Genomic DNA, 22,953 nt, shown 5'->3' with positions numbered 1-22,953 from the left:
AAGGATGAACTTACCATTATTACGTGTTGTTAGCAAATATTGATTTACATCATGACATACTTATTTAGTAACATTATTTTTACCAATTATTTTATATTTTATTAGCATTCGTGTTACTAATATGTTTAATAGTAATGCTAGTTATTTATCATTGCCAGGGTCAATTTTATTAGTGGGGGTTCTTAACGGTATTCTTGACTTAGCAATTGCTTTTTATGAATTTCGAAAAACTACTTTTGCACGGCAATTGCATTTGTTAAAAGCTTCAATTTATCAATTAATTTTAGTTTTAATTATAATTAGTTTAATTACTAATTTAATTGGTTCAATTTGATTATTTTTAATTGCTTTTTTTAGTTATGGTGAAGGAATTCATATTGAATGAATTAATTGACTTGCTTTATTTTGAGCAATTATATTAGCCTCATTTTTATCATCTTTAATTGGTATTTTAATTGTGCTTTGTCCAAATGACTTGAAGATTATTTTAGTAATAGCAATTTTATTTTTTTTACTATTTGCTTTTTTATCTGGATTATTTTTTCCAATTGGTGTTGTTCGTAGTGACAAATTTTTAAATATTATTAGTTATTTGTTACCCCTAAGTTATCCATCGTCAATTATAGGAAGCGCTTGTTTTTGAAATGTTCCAGCATGAATTTTAGACTCTAATTTATATCCTAATCTAACATATTTTACTGATTTACATAATATTTGAGTTCCTTCGCTAGTTAGTTTAAGTTGAAGTTTTGTTTTTTTTATTTTAATTTTTGTTATTAATTATTATAAAGATAACTAAAAAATGTGGTATGATAATTTTAGACAATTTAATAAATAGTTATTTAGAGTTAGGGAATTGAGTGTAAATCTTGAGCTGTCCCAGCAACTGTGATATTGACGAAAGCCACATTAGCCACTGAAAGGAAAACTTTTGGGAAGGCGGTTAGTAGGATGAAATTAAGCCAGTAGACCTTTCTAAATTTAATTAGTCTTATTATATAACTCCTGGGTGTGAGTCATGTAATTATTTTGTAAATAAATAATTTAGTGATTGTTATATAAAAAGCATGTTGGGGAATGCTTTTTAATTTACTGGAACTAGAATTAAATTGTCCATTGTTAATTTGCTAGAAAAAAATAAGAAAATGAAAAAAATATTATTACTATTCCTAAGTTCTACATTTATTTTTTCACCAACATTAACAACAATTTCTTGTAAAAATGTTGATGAATCGCTTTCCTATTGTGATCCAGATTGAATCTATCAAATGAAAACGGAGGAAAATGAAGAATTTGTGGTTGGCTATAATAATTATTATTTGTCAACTGCATCAAGTACCTTCCAACAAAAAGATTGATTAGATCTTAATCAAGAAGCACATATTTATCTTTATTTTAAAAATGTTGTAAGTCTTGATGAAGTAATACAAAAATTACAGTTTGGTGATACTGCTCATATGCAAGATGTAACTCATCTGTATGAGCCAATAACATTTACAAAAACTGATGATGGTAATGTTTATATTTCTAATTCCTTTTTGACGCAAAATACCCCCGTTAATGGTTATACAATAATGGCACAAGATAAGTGAGAAGACCTTAAAAATAGTAAGAATATGAAGCAACTAAATGACCGATTTCAAAAAGAATTTAAACAATGAGGAACAATTCGTGATTCTCATCCAGTTCAAGAAGTGGATGGAAAACAATTTGTTTGATGAAATTCTAACCGTTGGGATGTTTTATTGCAGACGGAAATCCAAAAGGCAATATATGGAGTTTGAAGTAGCGCTGAAAATAAAATTCAAGTGGGAATGAATATTCCATTAAGCCTTGTTAGTAAAGGTTCAATTAGAGTGTCAAAAACTAAGGCTCAAAATGTATTTCGAATAGATCTAAATTATCAAGAAGATTGAATAAATAATAGTTTTAATAAAATAAAATACCGATTACCCCACTGAGGTTTTTATTTTAAAATCATTGGTGAAAATAAGGCCCAATATATTTCACCACAACTAATTCCTGCAATTAATAATACTTTTCGTGTGACTGATGTTTTGACATATTTAACATCGCGAAATTGAAATTCTTTTAATGATAAAGGTTATAAAAATGCCAAAATAATTTCATAATTTTATTGTATAATTATTGTTGTAATTATCTTGGAAGGAGATGAAATTATTAAGACATTAACATGACCAAAAATTTTAATGTTTATTGGCGCAGCTTGAATTATTATTATTGGCATTTTATTCGCTGCTGGCGTTCCAACAAAAACTTCAATTTACGGATGAGACACAAGTTGACCAGTTCTTTTGATTTTAGGAATTTTGTATATTTTGGTTCCGCTATCAGTTAAACCAGGCTTTTGATCATTATTATGAGCACTTGCCATTGCTAGTTTAGCAGTAATTTTCTTAGTTGGATTTTTTGTAAAAGCAGATTATCAATCACCCTGAACCTATTTAGGGGCCATTCCTAATCTTTTTATTGGAGTTGGAGCATTAGGATGGATTTTTGTTCACGAGTAAAAATTTAATGCTATTAAGAAATGATATTAAAATTATTTTAATATCATTTTTTATTTAAGATGTAAATTGTGGAAGCAAATCAAATAATACTTTAGTCTCAATAATTAATTTATTAAATAGTGGATTTTGTAGTAATAAATTAAAAAGAACAAAATCGTCTTTTTATTTTTCTTGTTCAAGTTCTTGATTTTGTTCTGTTTGATTAAATTCTGTATAAATTTTTTGAATATCTTTTATTCTTTGTGGTTTTGCAATTGGATTAATTTTTGCTGCAGGATTATTAATGCTGTTTGTTGACATGCGTGGTTGGATTGGAACAAGTCTACCATTTTTATCAATCATTTTTTGTAATTCTGCTTGTCCTGTTTGTGGTGAAGAAATTTGGTGTTTTTTCCCTTCTCTTGAAGCGTCTGTAGCAATTGAACTTCACTCATTTACTACATTTTCATTAATTCCCATTTGTTTTCAATTTTTTGTTACATTTTTACAAGTAGAAGCTGCTATTTTTTCAGATTCTTTTTTATTAAAACCAAGTGTTGTAAAAAAAGAATTAAGACTTTTTTTAAATGATTTATATATTTTTTTCAGCTGATTTTTCATTTCTGATGTAAATTCCATATTAAAATTTCCTTATTATTTTAATTATTAATTAAGCCATTTATTTTAAAAATATAATATTTTTAAAATCATTTACAATATTTACCTTATCATATTTATTTAAAATTAACAATATTTTTTAATTAATAATTGTTTTTATTTAATTTTTTATTTGTTATTTTTTGTTTTAAAATAAAGTTGTTTTTTATTTTTTTATTGTTATAATTAACTAGGCATTTATTCTATTATATAGAGTATGCTTAAATGTGGTAGTAATGTTAACATTACGTTTGGACCACAGCGAGAATTTAATTAAAAGGAGGAAATTGCTCGTGGCAAGAATTACAAGAATTGCAAAATTAGAATTTCAAGCAGGACAAGCAAAACCAGGGCCAGAATTAGCTTCATTAGGAATTAATATGCCTCAATTTTGTACACAGTTCAATGATGCAACAAAAGAACGAATGGGTGATGTCGTTCCAGTTGTTATTACTGCTTTTGATGATAAGACATTTAAATTTGAATTAAAAACAACACCAGCCGCAATTTTATTAAAAAAAGCAGCAAAAATCCAAAAGGGGTCAGCAAAGGCAAAAGATGAGAAAGTAGCAACGATTTCAGTTGATGAAGTTCGTAAAATTGCGGAATATAAACTTATTGATTTAAACGCAAATGATGTTGAAGCAGCAATGAATATTATTGAGGGAACTGCTCGTAATATGGGGATAGTTGTTGAAGGTATGCCAAGTAAGAAGGAGAAAAACTAAGGATGGCAAAATTTGGTAAAAAATATAACAAAGCTGCTGAATTAGTTGACAAAAATAAGGTATACCCAATTGTAGAAGCAATTGAATTAGCAAAACAAACTGCAACAACAAAGTTTGATTCAACCGTTGAAGTTGCCTTTAATCTAAATGTTGATCCACGTCATGCTGACCAACAAATTCGTGGAGCTGTTGTGTTAACAAAAGGAACAGGAAAAACACAACGAATCTTAGTTTTAACAAATAGCAAGGAAGCTGATGCTAAAGCAGCGGGTGCTGATTTTGTTGGTGGTAAAGATTTAATTGAAAAAATTCAAAAAGAAAATTGATTTGATTATGATGTTATTATCGCAACACCAGATATTATGGCAGAATTAGGAAAAATTGGGAAATTATTAGGGCCAAAAGGATTAATGCCAAACCCTAAAACAGGAACAGTTACTCCAGATGTTGCTAAAGCAATTGGTGATGTTAAAAAAGGAAAAATTGAATACCGTGTTGATAAAAATGGAAACATTCATTCAATTATCGGTAAAGCATCATTCAAAGTTGAAGCTTTAAAAGCTAATTATGATGTAATTTATGAAACAATTCGTAAGGCAAAACCAGCAGCTGTTAAAGGATCATATATTAAAAATATTGCTATAACAACAACAATGGGACCAGGAATTAAAGTTTTAATTGAATTATAATTAATATAAAAAAGGAAAAGATTAATAGTTGTTAATCTTTTCCTTTTTTTGTTTCTTTTTAGTTCTTAATGAAAATAATGCTAAATAACTAACTAAAGTTGAAATACCATAAATCCCAATGCCTGAAAAGATTACTAATAACGGTGCTAAAACTGGATGAAGATAGGGGTTTAAAATTTTATAACTATTTCATCACATTATTCTTCCATCTGTTGGAGCATAACCATGGTATTCAACATATATCACTAGTCTAGTTCATGAAAATACAATATATAAAATTGGTAATATTAAACTAAAGTAATTAATTCTTTTAATAAAATATTTAAAATCTTGTTGCTCATAATATGAAAAAATACCAAATAAAATAAATGCAATGATTGGTGTTATAAAGTGAATGTTAATTGTAATAATGTTTTTTAAAAGTGAATTTGTAAAAATAAATCCTTTTCCAAGAAATAATTGTTTAATAACATCTGGTCAAAAGACAAGAACAATAACAATTGAATATGTTGCTAAAAAAACACAATTAAAAATAAATTTTTTAAACTCTGAAGGTTCATTTTTATATCCTAACCTTGCAAGAAAAACTATGGCATAAATTACGCAATATAAGGCATACCAATTTGTAAAAGCAACAAATAATCATGCAATTAATTGATCAATTGTGTTTTCACTATGTCCATTTTTATTTGGTTTAAAATAATCATAATTAAGCATTCTATCACATAAATCTATGATAACACCAGAGATAGGGACAATAATTAAGAAAGCTATTAAAGTTATAATTATTATTTTTAAATTTTTACTATACTTTGATAATTTATACATTTGCGCCTCTTTATATATTAGATTTTATATAACTTATTCTAGCATTATATCATAATTACAGATTAAACTACTATGTAAAACAAAAATTAAATATTTTATATTTCTAATTTTAAAATAGTTTCTTCTTAAAAGTTTAATTCTTGAATTTACCAAAATTTTTCATTTTTTATGTTATTATTTTTAGTAATTGATTATAATATTAATAGTACAAAAAGTACACTAGGCATTATTTAAAAAACTATGAAAGGAAAAAATACAATGCATTTATATTTACAAGCCAATGTTGGTACAGCAGTCGTTGATACTTTAAAAGCGTGGGGTTTTTGAAGTGCAATTATTGCAACAATGTTTGTAATTTTTTTAGGTTGGTTTTTAACAAAACGTGGAACCTTTAAAAAAGATTGAGAAACTGTTCTAATTAAAATTGTAATGGTTGTTGGATTACCATGTTTAGCATTTGATGGTTTTATGGCTGATACAACAGTTGAACAAGTTAAAACACAAGCAGCGATTTTATTAGTCGGATTTTTATTCTATATTATTTTAGGAATTGTAGCAAAATATTTTTATATTAAATATGAGCAAGATGTTCGTGATACGTTAGCAATGTGTACGGTTTTTGCATCAACTACTTTCTTTGGAATTCCAGTTGTTACTGCTTTATTTGAAGCCGGACAAGCAACATTACCAGCTAATATCTTTAATATTCCTTATCGAGTATTTTTATATTTACTAGGATTTATTGTTATGAGCAAACCAACGCAAGGACAATTAGCAACTATAGCCGAAACAAAAACAGAAACAATTGTTGATGCAAAAATAGATCCAACTGGATATGCTCAAGTAAAAACTGAAATACGAGCTAAAAAAATGGCAACCGTTAAGGCAAATTTAAAACAAATTTTTGTTAATCCAATCTTAATTGCAACAATTATTGGATTTATCTTTTGAGTAACACAATTAATTCCAGGAATTGAAATTGTTCCTGATCAAAATAAAATTGGTAGTGGTCGGTTATTCTCACCATTACGATTAGATAATACTTTTCCACCATTATTTAAAATAACAAAAACATTAGAAGGATTATGTACCCCATTAGCATGATTAGCAATTGGGATGACTTTAGCAAAAGGAAAATTGCGTGAAGCAATGCAAGATAAAAAAGTCTGATATGGAATGATTATGAAAGTTATTCTAGCACCAATTATTGGATTAGTTTTAGCAATTATTTTTGCTGTAATTGGAAAAGAAACAGGAGTATGAAAATTAAATTCAGTTGGCTTAACTGTTATTGTCATTATGTTAGCAGCACCGCCAGCATCTGTTATTGTGGCATATTCAATAGGATATAAAAAACAACCAATGTTAGCAAGTAATTTAACATTAGTTTCAACTTTATTTTCAATTATTTCGTTACCATTCTGAGTAATTATTACTACAGCAATTGGAGCAACTTCATTATTTACATAAACTTTATTATTACATATTAGGAGAAAATAAGAATGAATATAAAAATTAAAATGGTTTGTTATGGCGTTCGGAAAACCGAACGACCATTTTTTGAAAAACTAAATGAAAAATATGGTTATGATTTAACTTTAATTGAAGAATATTTAACAAAAGATAATATTGAAACAGTTAAAGGACATCAAGCAGTAATGGTTCGTGCAAATTGTGACTGTTATGAAGAAAACTTATTAAAAATGCAAGAATATGGCGTTAAATATTTATTAACAAGAACAGTTGGTTATAATCATATTGACTTAACAAAAGCACATGAATTAGGGTTTAAAATGGCTTATGTTCCAGGATATTCGCCTAATGCAGTTAGCGAATTAGCGGTAGCAATGGGAAATGCTTTTTTACGTAATTTATTTTATATGGCTAATAATGAACGTAAAACAAATTTTAAAGTTGATGATTTTATGTTTGCAAAAGAAATTCGTAATTCTACAATTGGAATTATTGGAACTGGTCGAATTGGTTTTGAAGCAGCAAAAGCTTGACACGGAATGGGAGCTAAAGTATTAGGATACGATATTTATGAAAACGATAGTGTTCGAACAGTTTTAACATATACTGATTTAAATACTTTGCTTAAAGAATCAGACTTAGTTTCATTACATTGTCCATATATTAAAGAACAAAATCATCATTTTGTTAATAAAGAATTTCTAGCACAAATGAAACCAGGGTCAGTGTTAATTAATGCAGCGCGTGGACAACTAATGGATAGTGAGGCAGTTTATGAAGCTATTAAGTCAAATCACTTAAAAGGTGTTGGGTTAGATGTATTAGAAAATGAAGGTGATGTTTTTTTTCAAGATTTTAATGAAAATATAACACCAGATAATATTACAAATAAATTACTTACCTTATATCCACGAGTAATTATTACACCGCATATAGGATCTTATACTGATGAAGCTGTCAAAAATATGATTGAAACAACATATGAAAATTTAAAAGAAATTTTAGCAAATGGTGAATCAAAAAATAAAATATAAAATAAATTTTTAAAAAGTAGAGAAAACTCTACTTTTTATTATTTAAAATAACTTTTAATAAAAAAATAACAAAATAAATAAAATTATTGTATTAAGTAACACAACTGCACATAATTAAAATAAATATTGCAAAATTAAAAATAATATATTACAATAAAAATAACTTTCAAATATAAACACTTAATTATATTGAAAGTTTCAAACTATTTATAGTTTCCTCACACGAAACTTTTAAATGTAATTTAGTGTTTTTTTATTTGAAAGGAGTTTATAAAAATGAATAATGTTTTTATTCAAGATAATTTAACAAATAAAGGTCATAATGTAATTATGAATGCTTTAAATTATGTTAAAAAAGAATATTATTTAAAAAAAGTATTCTATGGTAATTATGTTAAAAATGTTGTTTTACCACTAGAATTAGTTAATAATAATCCTCGTAATAAAACGGGAGTTAAAAATACTGGAAAAAATGATAAAAAATTGTGGAATAGTCGTATTCGTTCCCAAGGAAATTGTATTCGAAAAGCGTATGAAAATTTTTGAAATTGTAAAAATTTAAGTTTTCTAACTTTAACTTATGCCGTTAATGAGAAAGATGTTAAAAAATGTAAAAATGATTTAAAGTTATTTTTTAATAATATAAATCGTTGATGAAATAATCCTATTCGTTCTAAACATCATAAAGGAATTTTAAAATATATGTATACTTATGAGTATCAAAATCGCGGAGCAGTCCATTTTCACATCATATTAAATCAAAAAATACCTAATAGTATTGTTTTACAGTATTGAAAATATGGTATTAATAAAAATATTAAAGTTCGTGCTGGTTCTAATGAAGATGTAGTAAAATATTTGGCAAAGTATATTGTTAAGACTGCAAATGATAATAAAAGTCAAAATCATTATGATTTAAATATCAAGGCATATCAATTTAGTAAAAATTGTAAAAACCCAAAAGTAAAAGTTGGAGTTGTTGAATTATCTGAACAAGATTTAATTTATTCAGTTAAAGATAATTTAAATTATTTTGCTTTTGGTGATGAAAACGGTTATAAAATCGGTTTTAGTTGTGATAGTTATTATGGTTTAGATAAGTTCAAAGAATATAAAAAATATGTTTCTGCTGATAGAAAAATATTTAGAAATTTAGTTAAAAATAATAATTTTACTGTTAATAAAAATACTAATTTAAGGTGTTAAAAATAGTTTATTCGTTTAATTTCGAAATTGAATGTACAGGCTTGTTAATTCAAATACGTATTTGAAGGGAGATTAATTTTATGGCAGATAGAGATGTTAAATGTAAAGAATGTGGTAAAATTTGAAATTTTACTACTAAAAATACAACTTATAATAGTTTTAGGGGTTTAGCAAAAGATACTATGTTATCTTATGCACGTTATTATTTTTGTCCTGATACTAACTGTTTGGTTTTATGAAAACATCGAATGCAAGATAATTGTTGTATTCATAAAAAATAAAAAATGAGTTAAAAACTCATTAAAAAATGTGGTAATCGCCTCACACAACAATTACCACAAATTAATTAAAACAAAAAAAAAAAAAAAAACAAGATGAGGATGTATATTTTACAATATCTTTATTTTTTATGTTGAAAATTTGACTTTTTAATATTTTATTGTATTATTAATTTAACTTAAACATTTTATTATGTTTGAGTTTCAAATCTTAAAAGGTTTCCTCACACGAAACTTAAATATAATTAAATGTTTTTTTATGCTTATTTATAAACTTATTCAAATAAAAAACACTATAAAAATTCTAGTATTTAAATAGCAATTTTATGCATAATAAAACTCCTTTTTAATAATTAAAAAATTAACGTGGTTGTTTTTGATTTAATTATAATAGTTATTTTAAGTTTCAATTTTTTAAGAAATCTTTTAAGAAACTATATAGTTTTTTAAAAGAAAGGAGAAATCTTATGAATAGATTTCTAGTACAGTTGATAGATATTGCAACGGGTAAAATTATTAAAGATGATAAAGGTAATGAAAGTAAATGAGATAGTTATACATTTACGCCAGTTATTAAATTAGAAAATGGTACTTTTAAAGGTACAAAAGATTTGTCAAAATCAAAATGATTTAAAATAACTGATGAAAATTATTTAAAATTAAAACCTTATTTAATTGATGGTAATTTATTTTATGTTTCGCTTAAATGGGATGGAAAAATTAATATTGTTGAACCATATATAGAAAATTATAACGAGCAAGAATTTATTAACAAATATTCTAATAATTCAGTAATAACAGAAAGCAATAATTAATATGAAACAACAGTTATGTATGGTTTGTGTTAATGATACTGTTTGAGAAAATGGGTCTCGTTATTGTTGGAATTGTGTTAATGAAAATGTTATTTTAATTAATCAATATTATTCTAGGTTACATAATGACAAAGAATAAAAATAAATTAAAAATTAATTGAGATTGAATTATTTTAATAATTTCTTGTTTTCAACTTATTATTTGATTTATATTGTTTTTTGTTTATGTTGGAGTTTTTTAATGAAAAAACAAACTAAATTATATAATCAACGATTAGAATATTTGGTTAATGTTATACATCAATGTTTATCAATAAAAATACCATTATTTATATTAAGAAAAGCATTAAAACAATTATTAATAAAAGAAAATATTAATTTACAAATTATGACAGAAAAAGATTTTTTAATTTTAAATGAAAAATTAAAAGATAAATTTTTAAAAATAGAAAGTGAGTGTGATTAATTTGAGTAATGAAATATTTTCAATGATTATTGTATTTTTGTTAGTTATTTTATTATATGCCTATGTTATTTTTTCTGTTTTTAATAAAAAAGAAATTAAAAAGTCAAAATTAGAACTTGAAAAATTACAACTTGAAAATGAGAAATTAAAGTTAGAGATTTTAGAATTAAAAAATAAGGAGAGTGATTAATTTGGCGATTTTATCTGAAATTATTTTATTAATTATTATGTTGCCTATTACTGCTTATTTTATTGCAGGAATAATAAATGTTATTAGAAAAAAAGAAAGTTCAATAATTTTAAGACAACAGAAGAAAATAAGAAAATTACAAATTGAACTGGAAAAAAGAAAAAACAAGGAGGTTAAATAATATGATTATATTTTTATATGTAATGGTATTTATTACAATGTTTTTTGTTTTATGTTTTTATCTTGCTGATAGCATTATAGCGTTTAAACATAGAAAAGAAATTCAAAATAATCGTTCAATTATTAAGTCTCTTAAAGAACAAATTAAACAGCAACAAGTTATTAATAAAATTTAACAAGTTAATTATTAGTAATATTTTTATATTACTTTTTAACTTTTTAGGGGTTTAAAAAAATATTATTTTTAATTAGAAAGGAATTTACTATATGAATTTAATGACAATGGATAGCGGAACAGATGGAATTATTAAAGCGATTGAAGCCTGAGTTGGTGTTATTGCAAATTGAGCGAAAGAATTTACGACTTGATTTTTAACATTTTTAGGTGCAAATGCAATTTTAATTATTCCTATTGTTTTAATGTTTTTAGTGCTTGGAATTGAAACATTAAGAAAATTAATTCACGGATATTAATATTAATAATTTTAAACCCCTAAAAAGTTAAAAAGTAAAATTTATATTACTAAATGGAAAGGAATAAATAAAATGTTAGAAAAAAGTGTTTTTGATATTTATATTGAATTTATGCAGATTATATTTGGTGCAGATATGCCCCCAGCATTAGCGTATATATGTTTTGTTTTATTTTTAACTTTTATTATTGCTGTTATTTTTTGAATATTTAGATTGATATTTAGGGGGTTTAGTTAATGACTTGAAATCAGTTTTTAGATAAAGTTTATCAAGGTTTATATCAGTTTGCTTTTTTTATTCCAGCAAATAAATTAGGCTTGGTTGATAAAACGGTTGAATATTATGTTTGTATGATAGTTATATGATTATTTATTTTCTTTACTATATGATTTGTTATTTATATGGTTTCTAAAATATGTAAGGTGGTGTTTTAAAATGTTAAATATTAGAAAATGAATTATAAATTGATATTTAATGAATTGGTTTTTTACTTTAATTATGATTGTTTTAAATTGTTTAATTATATTTAAACCTAATATGTTTAAAGGTTGATTAAATATTGTTTTTTTAATTTTTACTTATTTATTTAGTATATTTGTATTATTTTTATTTTTTAAAGATTTACGAAATCAACTTGCATTTTTTAAAACTATTAAACAAAGTCCTATAACAATGGTAATTGGTAGTTTGGGAAGCGGTAAAACATTATTAGCAACTCATTTATTAGTTAATTCTAAATATGATACTAAATATTCTAATTATCCTATTAAAAATGAAGATATAGCATTAGCAACTTTTGATATGTTTGATAATAATAATTTAAAAAACCCAATACCTTATAGTGAAAGTAATTTGGTTGTTTTAGATGAAATGGCGTTATATGTTCCTGCTAATGAGGTTAAAGATGGTGCAATGAAAAAATATAGTGGTGTTATTCCTAGTTTAGTTCTTATGCGGCAATATAATATAAATGTTGTATTTATCGGGCAACGAGAAAAACACCATTGAGTAGAATATAGAGAATTAGCGACAGGGTTAATGTTGCCTTTAAGTTGTAAAAAACCACCTTTTCAATTTAAAGGAATATTAAAATATTTTATTTGATTTTTTCCTAAGTTTAAGTTTCATATTGGTATTTTTGATGATAAGGATAATTATGATATTTGAAAATCTGAAAGTGTTAAGCGTTCTGCTAATGGTAAAAAAGTTAAATTAAAAAATGCTAGTTCTATCGGTATGCGTAATTTTAAAATTTCTATTTCTTTGTTAGATGCAATGAAATATGATACTAAATATTTGCAATTTGTTAGAGATGTTAAAAATGATATTGTTAAAGATAAGTCATTGACTTATTGAGATTATGTTAATTTTGATAGTTTAGAAGATTTAGAAAAAATGGGAGCAACAAGATTAGTTGAAAATTTACAAAAAGGAGGTAAATAATTATGAATTTATTAACGAGTTGGGATGATGCTTTTAATGTTGTTATTGATATATTTATGAAGATTATGGATTGAATGTGAACTTTAAAATTGCCAGCAACAGATATACCTTTATATGTTCTTTGAATTATAGGGGGTATTTTAGGAATTGCTATGCGTTTGGTTGGTTCAGCACCACAATTAAGTACAATGTCTCAAAATACCGCTTCTGCCATGTCTACGGGTTTAGGTGCTATTCGTTTAAAAGAAAGCAAACAAATTCAACATACTAAAGCAAATAAAGGCGAAAAATAATGGTTAAATTATTATGGTTTTTTTTCGTGGCAAGTATTATTGGTATAACATTTGTTGCAAATATTTTTTTAGCATCAGAGACAGCAATGGCGACAATTAAACAGTGATTTAATAGTTCAAATGATTTTTATAAATTAATCGCTCATTTATTTATTATAGCAACTCATCCTATTTTTAGATTATTTATTGCTTTTGGAATTATGTTAATGATTATAAGAGTTATATTTGCAGTTAGATAGAAAGGAAACAAAAAAAATGAAAAAGATTTTTATTATTTATTTTTATGTTATTTTTCTATTATTTTCTTTAATATCTCCTTTTGTTTTTATAACATCTAATTTAGATAATTTTAATAAAATTAATTCCAATTTTTTATATTTAGAAAATTTAAAAAGTAATGATATTTTTAAAGATTTAAGTTATAAAGAAACAAATAAATATGATTTTCAATCTACTTTAATGTTGCGACAAGACTATTTTATGCAAGGTTTAGATCCTAGTAATTATGCGTTTAGTTTTGGTTTTCAATATTTTAGTCCTTTGACCTCTGTTAGTGCTGATAAAAATGATAGTAATTATTGATTTAATGTTGTTAGTGTGAAAAATATTGATTTTAACTTATCTTTATATAATAAAGATGAAATTAGTTCTTTAAAAATTATAAATGATAATTCTGGTTTTAACTTTAATTTGAATTTTAGATATGGAGATATTAATTATAAATTTTTAGCAAAAAATATTAAAATATTAAAATATTTTTTTATTCCGTATTTTTCTAATCAAAGTTATCGACATTTTGATTTAGATTTTTTAATGTTTAATTTTAATTATAAAAGTTTAATTAATTTACAAATTTTAAATGAATTAAATGTTGATTTTTTTATTAATAATATAAAACAAGAAGAAATAAATATTAATGATTTTTATAAAATGTTTGATAATTTTTTTCTCAAACATTAATGAGTATTTTTGATATTACTAATATTGGAACTAAAATTGTTTATTATTCAAATAATGGTTTTACTAATTTTACTTTTTTTGTAAAAAATGGTTTTTTATTATATCCTAAGTCAATGTTATTTAATTTAAGAGATGTTAGTTCTGAAAAAGCAAACCCTTATGTTATTATGTATAATGCTTATAAAATTAATAGTACTAGTGATTATTATTCATTTTACTCAAATTGAGAATATAAAACTGATATTTTGCCTTTAAATAACAATTTTTCTAAAAGTATAAAAATGTTAGATATGGATGATACTAGTAAATATAAAGGTTTTAATGTTTTTACTTTTTATTCTGGTGCATTAGATATAAAACAGAATCAATTTTCTATTTTTGGTTTTAATTTTAGCATTTATAATTCTGATGCTTGAAATGATGAGATTAATGCTGGTGATATATGGAAATTACCTTATAGTTCTTGTGCTTGATTTAATGTATTTTGTCATATAAAAAATGGTTTTATTTTAGCATTTAATACTTTGCCGGGTATTAAAGAGGTTGGAAAGTATGCTAATGCATTAGTAAATACAATGCAAAATGTTAATTTGCTTTGAGATAATATTAGTAATTTTTTTGCTTTTGATATTGCTTTTAAATTATTGCTTGGGGCAATTATTACTCTTGCGATGTTTAATGGTATTTTGCGATTTTTATAAAAACAAAAAGATACAAATACATACATAGACCAAGAAAAACAGATAGCAAACACCACGGTGCAAAAAATTTATTTTTGCCCGTGTGTTGTTTGCTGGGGTGAGTAGTGAGCGTAGCGAACTACGAGGGGCGAAGCCCCTTTACTTGGTAAAAAACTATGATTTCTATTTATTTTTTTTTATTTTATATTAACTAATAAAACTTGTGGGGTGACAAAAAAAGAAAGGCGAGGTATGTTTTGTCATGCAAGAAAATGGACAGCAAATAATTTGTGATGAATGTCAGTTTAAATTTAAATCTTTTTATAGACAATGAAAATTAAATAATAATAACAATAAGTTATTTATTTTTCGTGTACAAAAAAAGTATCAAACATTAAGTAAAAATGTTGATTTGAGTGAATTAATTCCAGACTATGCTTTTGTTTGTAATTCAACTTGGTTTGCTCTTTATAGTATTAAAAAAATTCAACGAATGAGAACCAATACAATAAGAAATTTAAATTTCAAACAAGGTACTTTATTAATTGGATTTTATTGATATCGGATTTTTATTAACGGAATTATGCAAACTCGTTGATATAATCTTCCACGAGTATAATATGAGATGTTTTTTAATTTGTAAACTGTAAATGCAAGTGCAATAAATCTATTGAGTTAGTAATAACAGATACTTTAAAAATGATATAACATTTTAGGGAGTTAACTATGAACATAAATGAAAGGAATGAATATAGATATGAATAAATTACTAAGTTTGTTAAGTACAATAACAATTAGTGTAATGTTCATGCCATTGGTAATTGCTGAAAGTTTCTATCAATCACAAAATATTAGAAATAAAAGGCAAACTGAAAACCCACAGCCTAGCCCATCGCGAATTTCGCTATCAACTGTAATTACAAACCCTGACTTAGGAGAATTACCCAATAATAATTCCAAAACAATTCTGGCTAGATTAAGGGAACGTAATCCGAATGTAAACATAGAAGATATAAAAGTATTGTATGGTCATTATGATAATACTTATTTTTATTTTCATATTTCTGCAAAACCAAATTCACAATACTTTGGCTGAGAAATTGTTAATTTTTCTATTCTTCAAAAAAAACCTATATAAACTGTAATTACAAATCCTGACTTGGGGGAACTACCTAATGATAACCGCGAAACAATTCTGGCTAGATTAAGGGAACGTAATCCGAATGTAGATATAAAAGAAATCATAGTCACTTTTGTTAGTGACAATCAAGATGGCAGTCAATCATGAAAAATTAGTCCCCGTTCAAATTCAATTTATTATGGCTCAAATAATATTCGTTCTGCAAACAATTATGAAATTTGAAATAACTAAAATAAAAAGAAAATTTCTTAATAGAATTTTAACATAATTTTTTATCTCTACTTTATTTTAGATGTTCATTTCTGAATTGATTTGCTGCACTTGCATTTACAGTTTACAATTTTATAAAATGAACAAAGATAAAATAATTACTTAAGTTTGTTGCTTATTTATAGAAAATAATGTTTTATAACAAAAAGTCTAGTTAAAATGCAACAATTTTTCAGTTTTCGGTATATAATAAAAATAGTTTTAGTAGAAAGAGAAGTGAGGATTTTTTATTATGTCAAAAAAACTGCATGGGATAGGTGCTAGTAATGGAATTGCGATTGCCAAAGTTTTTAAGTTAGAAGAACCAAAATATGAAATTTCGAATAATACGGTTTCTGATTCAGCAAAAGAAATTAAAATACTAGAAGCAGCAATGCAAAAGGCAAACACAGATATTGAAAAACTACAAAAGATTGCCTTAGAAAAATTAGGGGCAGAAAAAGCAGCAATTTTTGAAGCACATAAGGAAATTTTGCGTGACCCAGCAATGATTGATGAAGCAAAAAATATTGTTAAGAGTAATAACAATAATGCAGCATATGCAATTCATACTGTTGCTCAAAAGTTTATTACAATGTTTGCAAGTATGGATGATCCATATTTTAAAGAACGTGCAGCAGATGTTAAAGATGTAACTGATCGTTTAATTAAGTATATTTTAAATGTTCCGGTATTAGATTTAGCAACTATTCATGAAGAAGTTATTATTGTTGCTGAAGATTTAACACCTTCACAAACAGCACAGTTAAATCCTAAATTTGTTAAAGGATTTAGTTGTGATATGGGAGGGCGTACTAGCCATGCTGCAATTATGGCCCGTAGTTTAGAAATTCCAGCCGTATTAGGATTAAAAGATATTACGAAACAAGCAAATCATCATGAATTAGTTATGATTAATGGGACAACAGGAGAAGTTATCTTAAATCCAATGTCAACAGAGGTTAAAACTTGGACAGCAGAAAAAGAAAAATTTTTACAATTACAACAAGAATTATTGGCATTTAAAAATAAGCCAACGGTTTCAAAAGATGGATATCAAAAATTTGTTTTAGAAGGAAATATTGGAGCGCCAAAAGATGTTCAAGGTGTTTTGGATAATGGTGGTCAAGGAATTGGTTTATTTAGAAGCGAGTTCTTATATATGGATAATGACCATTTCCCAACTGAAGATGAGCAATATGAAGCTTATAAAGGTGTCTTAGAAGGAATGCAAGGACGCCCAGTTATTATTCGAACATTAGATATTGGTGGCGATAAAAAATTATCGTATTTTAAATTTCCAGAAGAAATGAACCCATTTTTAGGATATCGTGCAATTCGTCTTTGTTTAGATAAAACAGATGTTTTCCGAACACAATTACGTGCTTTATTACGTGCAAGTGTTCATGGCAAAATCGGAATTATGTTTCCAATGATTGCAACAATTGATGAATTTAAAGCTGCAAAAAAAATTACCTTAGAAGAAAAAGCAACTTTAATTAAAGAAGGACATAAAGTTGCAGATAATATTGAAATTGGAATGATGATGGAAATTCCAGCAGCAGCAATGTTAGTTGATCAGTTTGCAAAACACGCTGATTTCTTTTCAATTGGAACCAATGATTTAATTCAATATACAATGGCAGCTGATCGAATGAGCCAATTTGTGGCGTATTTATACCAACCATATAATCCATCTGTTTTACGCTTAATTAAAACAATTATTGACGGTGCCCATAAAGAAGGAAAATGGGTTGGAATGTGTGGCGAAATGGCTGGAGAAGAGCAAGCAATTCCGCTTTTAATGGGAATGAAATTAGATTACTTTTCAATGTCTGCAACAAGTATTTTAAATGCTCGTCGAATTATTAGCAAATTAGAAGTTTCGGCAATGGAACAATTAGTGACAGAAGCATTAGAATGCCAAACAGCTGATGAAGTTTTAGCTTTAGTTGAAAAAAGTACAAAAAATGCTTTAAAGGCCTAAATTTTTGATAAAATAACACTATATAGTGTTATTTTTTATTAAAATAGGTGGTTTAAATGATAAATCTAAATACTCATGCAATAATTGATCTTCCGTTACCAGTTTTAATTACTTTAGTTGTTGCTTTTGCGGTATTATCAATTATTAGTGGGGTTTGATATTGAAGACAATGGCGTAAAACACGGCGTAATTCTAAAAATGATAATTTTACAGTTAAACAGAAGTTAACAATTCGAGCTGCTTTTCAAAAAAATAAGTATTTAATTTTATTTTTATTATGTTTCTTTTGCTTAATTGGTTCTGTTCTGGTCTTAATTAAACAAGTAGTTGGTTTCCCGTTGTTTTAAAAATAGCACATAAATTTAATAATTTTATAGTATACTAAATATAGATGACAAAGTTATCTGCTTAATAAAAAAAGGAGAAGAAAAGATGGGATTATTTAGTAAAAAACCAAAAGAACTTGAAATAATTGCCCCTGTAGATGGTGAAGTTATTGCTTTAGATAAAGTTGAAGATGAAGTATTTTCACAAAAAATGTTAGGTGAGGGTTTAGCAATTAAACCAAGTGCTGGTAATTTTATTGCTCCAATTGCTGGAAAATTAATTACCGTTTTTCCGACAGGTCATGCTTATGGAATTAAAAGTAATAATGGTGTTGAAATGTTATTACATATTGGAATGGATACAGTTTCATTAAATGGAAAAGGATTTGATATTCAAGTAAAACAAGATGATAATATTAAACAAGGGGATTTATTATGTAATGTTGATTTAACTGTTTTAAAAGCTGAAAATGTACCAAGTTTAGATACGCCAATTGTTTTTACACCAGAAACAATGAGCGGTAAAACAATTAATATTGTTAAAACAGGAAATGTTAAACAAGGAGAAATTATTGCTGTTATTAAATAGGAAATAATTTTAAACTAATAAGTGATTTATAAAGTAGAAATCACTTTTATTTTTGCTTTATAAGGCATATTCTGGAGTGTTTTTGCTATAATTGTTAAGAAAGGAAGAAGGTCAAATGGTAAAAATAGTTTTAATTGCGATTGTTTTTTTCTTATATTATTACTGAGTCTTTTCTTCAACAGGAGCAATTTTAGCCGAATTTTTAAAAATTCGAACTAAAAATATTTATTTTGGAATGATTATGGGTTTTTTCTTTTATTTTGCTGTTATTTCCTTTTTGCTAATTCCATTAGAATTTATTCCTAATTTACGTTATATTATTTTAGTTTATTCATTATTGTCAATTAATATTTTATATTCATTATTTTTGTTATTATTTATTCGTTATTGATTTAATATTAATTTATGGGATTGAAATCACGCCATTTTTTTTGTTGCGTTTGGTGTTTTTATGGCATTATACTATGCTAAAAATTATTTTATTGCTCCTTCAGGTTCAAACATTACTAATAGTTATATTTTAAGTTTTTACTTTTTTGATTCAGTTGATAATAATATTATTTTTAAATTAAATCCAAATGTTACGGTTGCTAAAGCTCAAGCTTTAGCAACATTATCTTGATTTACGAATGTTTCAGTTTGGTTTGTGATGACTGGGATTGATCCAAATGATATTATTTGAAATTTACTAAATATTTTAGATGCAATGTTATTTGCTTCAATTTTTGTAACATTATTGAGTAATTTTGCTAATAAAAAAAGTAATCGTTTTTTAATTGGTTCTTTATCGCTCCTTGTTTTATCTGCTTCAAAATTGTTAATTTACTATTTTGGATATGATTCATGGCATCAGCAAAATATGTTAACTGGTCTATTTTTTGTCACTTTTATTTTAATGACAATTTACACAAATGAAGAATATCGTAGCCGTAATATGCCATGAATTATTGGTATTATTTTTGCAAGTTATATTACCTTTGAATGAGATGCATCATATATTATGTTATTTATTATTTATGTTTCAACATGAATTAGTATGTTAAAATATAAAACTAATTTCTTAAAAGATATGGTGAAGTTTACCTTATTTTCAACGTTATGTTTTATTTTCTACAATGCGCAAATAAAAAATATTTTATTAATTTTTATTTTTTTAGGATTATTTTTGTTAATGATAATTTTATCATTTTTGTTATATCGTAATTATTCACGAGTACATGATATTGAAATAATGATGTATCTTGGGCAAAAAAAATTATTATTTGTTGTACCAATTATTTTTACCCTAATTTCATTGGTCATTGTTTTAGCAACGGGGGAAAATAATTTAAATTTCTGAACATTAGAAACAATTGCATCAGCCTTATATGTACAGTTAGAATTGGGACGTTGAGAACCATGAATAAATATTGTCTTTTTAATTATTTCCTTTGTCTTTTTAGGGTTAGCTTTAATTTGATTATTGTTTTTTGAACGAATTCCTAATTTTGTTGCAAAAACCCCAATTAATATGCTATCAATTTTAACAGTGACTTTCTTTAATCCGTTAGTTGGGCGTTTTTTAATTTTAATTTTTAATGAACAGGCTTTATTAAACAATGCTACGGTTTTTATTGTTGCTTTATTAGTTGCCTTAAATATTAGTGTTTATGCATTGAAAATTAAGCCATTTAAAAAATGGCATTTCAAAAAACCAACAATCCCCCCACATTACAACAAGAATCTAAAAATAATAAAATAAAGGAGGATATTATGACTTTTGAGCAAGCAAAAAAACGTAGTTTAGTGTTAAAAGAACAATTAGAAAAATGAAATTATGAATATTATGTTAATGATAACCCTAGTGTTAGTGACCAAGAATATGATCGAGCAATGCAAGAATTAATTGCAATTGAACAGCAATATAGTGAATTAATTACAATTGATTCACCAACGCAACGTGTTTCTGGCCAAATTAGTGAAAAGTTTAATAAATATGTTCATACAAGTCCAATGCTAAGTTTAGGAAACGCGTTTAATTATGATGATTTAATTCATTTTGATGAGCAAATTAAAGAATTAACTGGTTTGCCAGAAATTGAATATACTTGTGAATTAAAAATTGATGGATTATCAATTTCATTAGTTTATGATAATCATCTTTTAGTGATGGGGGCAACTCGGGGCGATGGTCTTACCGGTGAAGATGTTACTATTAATATTAAACAAATTAAATCAATTCCCCTTCGAATTGACCAACCAACTTTAATTGTTCGGGGAGAAGTTTATTTATCAGTTGAAGAGTTTAATAAGATTAATGAAGAACGTGTTAAAAATGGTGAATCTGAATTTGCTAATCCTCGAAATGCAGCAGCAGGCACTTTACGTCAATTAGATTCAACAATTGTTGCAAAACGAAAGTTAAATGCATTTTTATATTATTATGTTAATGCTTTACAGGATGGGATTCAATCACAATACGAAGCATTACAAAGATTAGAACAATTGAAATTTAAAACAAATCCTGAATATCGTTATTGCTCAAATATTGCGGCAGTGTGAGCATATATTCAAGAATATGAGCCAAAACGTCATCAGTTAGGTTATGAAATTGATGGAATTGTGATTAAAGTTAATAACTTAAATTTATATAATCGTATTGGTTATACTGCTAAAAATCCAAAATGAGCAATCGCTTATAAATTTCCAGCGGAAGTTGTGGTTACTAAATTGCTTAATATTTTTCCTTCCGTTGGGAGAACGGGGCGCATTACTTATAATGCTGTTCTTGAACCAATTCGTATTGCAGGAACAATCGTACGAGCTGCAACATTACATAATGCTGATTTTATTACTGAACGTGATATTCGGATTGGTGATAATGTCCAAGTTAAAAAAGCGGGAGATATTATTCCAGAAGTAATTAATTATGTTGCAGCTCGTCGCCAAAAAAATGCTCAGAAGTGACAAGAAGCAACGCATTGCCCAGAATGTAATTCTTTATTAGAACGTGTTGAAGGGGAGGTTGACCAGTATTGCATTAATTCTGTTTGTCCCAAAAAAATTACACGTGGATTAGAACATTATTGTTCACGAAATGCGATGAATATTGAAGGAATTAGTGAAAAAATTATTGAACGATTATTTAAATTAGAATATTTAAAAAGTTTTAGTGATTTATATCAATTAGAACAATACCGCGCTGAAATTATTGAATTAGAAAATTTTGGTGAAAAATCGTTTGAAAATATGATTACTTCAATTAATAATTCAAAAAATAATTCCTTAGAACGACTATTATTTGCGTTAGGAATTCGTCATGTTGGTCAAAAAACAGCAAAATTATTAGCACGACAATTTAAAACAATTGATAATTTAGCTGCTATGAATATTGAACAATTATCAATTATTAATGATATTGGTCCAATTGTAGCAGCTAGTGTTGTGGATTATTTTGCAATTCCAGCTAACCAACAAGAACTGGCTTTATTACGCCAAAATGGGGTTAAAATGGAGTATTTTGCTACTAATCAGCATTTAGCACAGAAGTTTGAAAATTATCGGTTTGTGATTACTGGAGTCTTATCAAAATCACGAGAATACTTTAAAGAATTAATTGAAAGTTATGGTGGACAAGTTTCTGAAAGTGTTAGTGCAAAAACCACTTATTTACTGGCGGGAACTGATGCTGGTAATAAATTAGTAAAAGCACAAAAATTAAATGTTAAAATTATTAATGAAGAAGAATTTCAACAATTATTAAATAAGGAGGACTAAG

32 protein-coding genes and 1 riboswitch are annotated in these 22,953 nt (G+C 25.9%); of the genes, 30 read left to right on the top strand and 2 right to left on the bottom strand.

Features of this window, described 5'->3' with window-relative positions; translation table 4 throughout:
* Nucleotides 1-4 precede the first annotated feature (4 nt).
* The 3 genes from SPM_RS01920 to SPM_RS01910 all read left to right on the top strand — a co-directional run bounded on the left by SPM_RS01920 (nucleotide 5) and on the right by SPM_RS01910 (nucleotide 2,531).
* On the top strand, nucleotides 5-799 hold the full coding sequence (locus SPM_RS01920) for an ABC transporter permease (protein ID WP_004027951.1): 795 nt from the start codon (nucleotides 5-7) through the stop codon (nucleotides 797-799).
* A 4-nt stretch (nucleotides 800-803) separates the two neighbouring features.
* Nucleotides 804-993, top strand: a riboswitch (cobalamin riboswitch).
* 152 nt (nucleotides 994-1,145) lie between these two features.
* Nucleotides 1,146-2,132, top strand: coding sequence for a hypothetical protein (locus SPM_RS01915; protein ID WP_004027950.1), 987 nt, complete (start codon nucleotides 1,146-1,148; stop codon nucleotides 2,130-2,132).
* Nucleotides 2,133-2,162: 30 nt separating this feature from the next.
* Nucleotides 2,163-2,531 (top strand): hypothetical protein, encoded by a 369-nt coding sequence (locus tag SPM_RS01910; protein WP_004027949.1) that lies wholly within the window; start codon nucleotides 2,163-2,165, stop codon nucleotides 2,529-2,531.
* 162 nt (nucleotides 2,532-2,693) lie between these two features.
* Here the strand turns inward: SPM_RS01910 and SPM_RS01905 are convergent, their stop codons facing one another.
* On the bottom strand, nucleotides 2,694-3,149 hold the full coding sequence (locus SPM_RS01905; protein WP_004027948.1) for a hypothetical protein: 456 nt from the start codon (nucleotides 3,147-3,149) through the stop codon (nucleotides 2,694-2,696).
* 254 nt (nucleotides 3,150-3,403) lie between these two features.
* Here SPM_RS01905 and rplK point away from each other — a divergent pair, with 254 nt between their 5' ends.
* Both rplK and rplA read left to right on the top strand, forming a co-directional pair.
* On the top strand, nucleotides 3,404-3,895 hold the full coding sequence (gene rplK / locus SPM_RS01900) for a 50S ribosomal protein L11 (RefSeq protein WP_180951645.1): 492 nt from the start codon (nucleotides 3,404-3,406) through the stop codon (nucleotides 3,893-3,895).
* Between the two features lie 2 nt (nucleotides 3,896-3,897).
* Nucleotides 3,898-4,584, top strand: coding sequence for a 50S ribosomal protein L1 (gene rplA / locus SPM_RS01895; RefSeq protein WP_004027946.1), 687 nt, complete (start codon nucleotides 3,898-3,900; stop codon nucleotides 4,582-4,584).
* A gap of 21 nt (nucleotides 4,585-4,605) precedes the next feature.
* On the opposite strand, the gene SPM_RS01890 is transcribed toward rplA, so the two are convergent.
* On the bottom strand, nucleotides 4,606-5,412 hold the full coding sequence (locus SPM_RS01890; RefSeq protein ID WP_004027945.1) for a hypothetical protein: 807 nt from the start codon (nucleotides 5,410-5,412) through the stop codon (nucleotides 4,606-4,608).
* 258 nt (nucleotides 5,413-5,670) lie between these two features.
* On the opposite strand from SPM_RS01890, the gene SPM_RS01885 reads away from it, so the two are divergent.
* The 25 genes from SPM_RS01885 (at nucleotide 5,671) to ligA (ending at nucleotide 22,952) form a co-directional block, all read left to right on the top strand.
* The gene (locus tag SPM_RS01885) at nucleotides 5,671-6,882 is read left to right on the top strand and encodes an AEC family transporter (RefSeq protein ID WP_004027944.1); all 1,212 of its coding nucleotides are present in this window, start codon (nucleotides 5,671-5,673) and stop codon (nucleotides 6,880-6,882) included.
* Nucleotides 6,883-6,914: 32 nt separating this feature from the next.
* A complete protein-coding gene (locus tag SPM_RS01880; protein ID WP_004027943.1) occupies nucleotides 6,915-7,919 on the top strand; it encodes an NAD(P)-dependent oxidoreductase in 1,005 nt (334 codons plus the stop codon).
* Between the two features lie 276 nt (nucleotides 7,920-8,195).
* The gene (locus SPM_RS01875) at nucleotides 8,196-9,125 is read left to right on the top strand and encodes a rolling circle replication-associated protein (protein ID WP_004027942.1); all 930 of its coding nucleotides are present in this window, start codon (nucleotides 8,196-8,198) and stop codon (nucleotides 9,123-9,125) included.
* An 80-nt stretch (nucleotides 9,126-9,205) separates the two neighbouring features.
* Complete coding sequence (locus SPM_RS01870) at nucleotides 9,206-9,406, top strand: hypothetical protein (RefSeq protein ID WP_004027941.1); 201 nt, start codon at nucleotides 9,206-9,208, stop codon at nucleotides 9,404-9,406.
* A gap of 464 nt (nucleotides 9,407-9,870) precedes the next feature.
* The gene (locus SPM_RS01865) at nucleotides 9,871-10,218 is read left to right on the top strand and encodes a hypothetical protein (RefSeq protein WP_004027940.1); all 348 of its coding nucleotides are present in this window, start codon (nucleotides 9,871-9,873) and stop codon (nucleotides 10,216-10,218) included.
* 1 nt (nucleotide 10,219) lies between these two features.
* Nucleotides 10,220-10,357 carry a hypothetical protein gene (locus SPM_RS06655; RefSeq protein WP_004027939.1) on the top strand — a complete coding sequence of 46 codons (138 nt, stop codon included), beginning with the start codon at nucleotides 10,220-10,222 and terminating at the stop codon, nucleotides 10,355-10,357.
* Between the two features lie 102 nt (nucleotides 10,358-10,459).
* The gene (locus tag SPM_RS01860) at nucleotides 10,460-10,684 is read left to right on the top strand and encodes a hypothetical protein (RefSeq protein WP_004027938.1); all 225 of its coding nucleotides are present in this window, start codon (nucleotides 10,460-10,462) and stop codon (nucleotides 10,682-10,684) included.
* Nucleotides 10,677-10,874 (top strand): hypothetical protein, encoded by a 198-nt coding sequence (locus SPM_RS01855; RefSeq protein ID WP_004027937.1) that lies wholly within the window; start codon nucleotides 10,677-10,679, stop codon nucleotides 10,872-10,874. Before SPM_RS01860 ends, SPM_RS01855 begins: the two co-directional genes overlap by 8 nt.
* Before the next feature lies 1 nt (nucleotide 10,875).
* The gene (locus SPM_RS01850) at nucleotides 10,876-11,055 is read left to right on the top strand and encodes a hypothetical protein (RefSeq protein WP_004027936.1); all 180 of its coding nucleotides are present in this window, start codon (nucleotides 10,876-10,878) and stop codon (nucleotides 11,053-11,055) included.
* A 1-nt stretch (nucleotide 11,056) separates the two neighbouring features.
* Complete coding sequence (locus SPM_RS06515; protein ID WP_004027935.1) at nucleotides 11,057-11,230, top strand: hypothetical protein; 174 nt, start codon at nucleotides 11,057-11,059, stop codon at nucleotides 11,228-11,230.
* Nucleotides 11,231-11,321: 91 nt separating this feature from the next.
* Entirely contained in the window at nucleotides 11,322-11,528 is a 207-nt protein-coding gene (locus SPM_RS01845) for a hypothetical protein (protein WP_004027934.1), read from the top strand.
* Nucleotides 11,529-11,600: 72 nt separating this feature from the next.
* Entirely contained in the window at nucleotides 11,601-11,765 is a 165-nt protein-coding gene (locus SPM_RS06650) for a hypothetical protein (RefSeq protein WP_004027933.1), read from the top strand.
* Nucleotides 11,765-11,962, top strand: a complete 198-nt coding sequence (locus tag SPM_RS01835) for a hypothetical protein (protein WP_004027932.1) — start codon at nucleotides 11,765-11,767, stop codon at nucleotides 11,960-11,962. The genes SPM_RS06650 and SPM_RS01835 overlap by 1 nt, the downstream gene beginning before the upstream one ends.
* 1 nt (nucleotide 11,963) lies before the next feature.
* Nucleotides 11,964-12,971, top strand: coding sequence for a hypothetical protein (locus SPM_RS01830; protein WP_004027931.1), 1,008 nt, complete (start codon nucleotides 11,964-11,966; stop codon nucleotides 12,969-12,971).
* A 2-nt stretch (nucleotides 12,972-12,973) separates the two neighbouring features.
* Nucleotides 12,974-13,264 (top strand): hypothetical protein, encoded by a 291-nt coding sequence (locus tag SPM_RS01825; protein WP_004027930.1) that lies wholly within the window; start codon nucleotides 12,974-12,976, stop codon nucleotides 13,262-13,264.
* Nucleotides 13,264-13,503 (top strand): hypothetical protein, encoded by a 240-nt coding sequence (locus SPM_RS01820; RefSeq protein WP_004027929.1) that lies wholly within the window; start codon nucleotides 13,264-13,266, stop codon nucleotides 13,501-13,503. The genes SPM_RS01825 and SPM_RS01820 overlap by 1 nt, the downstream gene beginning before the upstream one ends.
* Before the next feature lie 16 nt (nucleotides 13,504-13,519).
* Nucleotides 13,520-14,224 (top strand): hypothetical protein, encoded by a 705-nt coding sequence (locus tag SPM_RS06720; RefSeq protein ID WP_004027928.1) that lies wholly within the window; start codon nucleotides 13,520-13,522, stop codon nucleotides 14,222-14,224.
* Nucleotides 14,224-14,925: a spiroplasma phage ORF1-like family protein gene (locus SPM_RS06715; protein ID WP_004027927.1), complete on the top strand. Its 702-nt coding sequence runs from the start codon at nucleotides 14,224-14,226 to the stop codon at nucleotides 14,923-14,925. The genes SPM_RS06720 and SPM_RS06715 overlap by 1 nt, the downstream gene beginning before the upstream one ends.
* A gap of 241 nt (nucleotides 14,926-15,166) precedes the next feature.
* The gene (locus SPM_RS01805; RefSeq protein ID WP_004027926.1) at nucleotides 15,167-15,523 is read left to right on the top strand and encodes a hypothetical protein; all 357 of its coding nucleotides are present in this window, start codon (nucleotides 15,167-15,169) and stop codon (nucleotides 15,521-15,523) included.
* Nucleotides 15,524-15,661: 138 nt separating this feature from the next.
* Nucleotides 15,662-16,042, top strand: coding sequence for a hypothetical protein (locus tag SPM_RS01800; RefSeq protein ID WP_137165074.1), 381 nt, complete (start codon nucleotides 15,662-15,664; stop codon nucleotides 16,040-16,042).
* Between the two features lie 505 nt (nucleotides 16,043-16,547).
* A complete protein-coding gene (ptsP, locus tag SPM_RS01795) occupies nucleotides 16,548-18,281 on the top strand; it encodes a phosphoenolpyruvate--protein phosphotransferase (RefSeq protein ID WP_004027923.1) in 1,734 nt (577 codons plus the stop codon).
* 56 nt (nucleotides 18,282-18,337) lie between these two features.
* Nucleotides 18,338-18,628 (top strand): hypothetical protein, encoded by a 291-nt coding sequence (locus SPM_RS01790; RefSeq protein WP_004027922.1) that lies wholly within the window; start codon nucleotides 18,338-18,340, stop codon nucleotides 18,626-18,628.
* 85 nt (nucleotides 18,629-18,713) lie between these two features.
* Nucleotides 18,714-19,196 (top strand): PTS sugar transporter subunit IIA, encoded by a 483-nt coding sequence (locus SPM_RS01785; protein WP_004027921.1) that lies wholly within the window; start codon nucleotides 18,714-18,716, stop codon nucleotides 19,194-19,196.
* A gap of 115 nt (nucleotides 19,197-19,311) precedes the next feature.
* Entirely contained in the window at nucleotides 19,312-20,937 is a 1,626-nt protein-coding gene (locus SPM_RS01780; protein WP_004027920.1) for a hypothetical protein, read from the top strand.
* Nucleotides 20,938-20,948: 11 nt separating this feature from the next.
* Nucleotides 20,949-22,952, top strand: coding sequence for an NAD-dependent DNA ligase LigA (gene ligA / locus SPM_RS01775; protein ID WP_004027919.1), 2,004 nt, complete (start codon nucleotides 20,949-20,951; stop codon nucleotides 22,950-22,952).
* Nucleotide 22,953 lies beyond the last annotated feature (1 nt).

Origin of the sequence: Spiroplasma melliferum KC3 (assembly GCF_000236085.2) — a bacterium.
GTDB classification, from domain to species: Bacteria; Bacillota_I; Bacilli_A; order Mycoplasmatales; family Mycoplasmataceae; genus Spiroplasma; species Spiroplasma melliferum.
The sequence above is the reverse complement of the archived record's forward strand: the minus strand, read 5'-3'. Positions and strand labels throughout refer to the sequence as shown.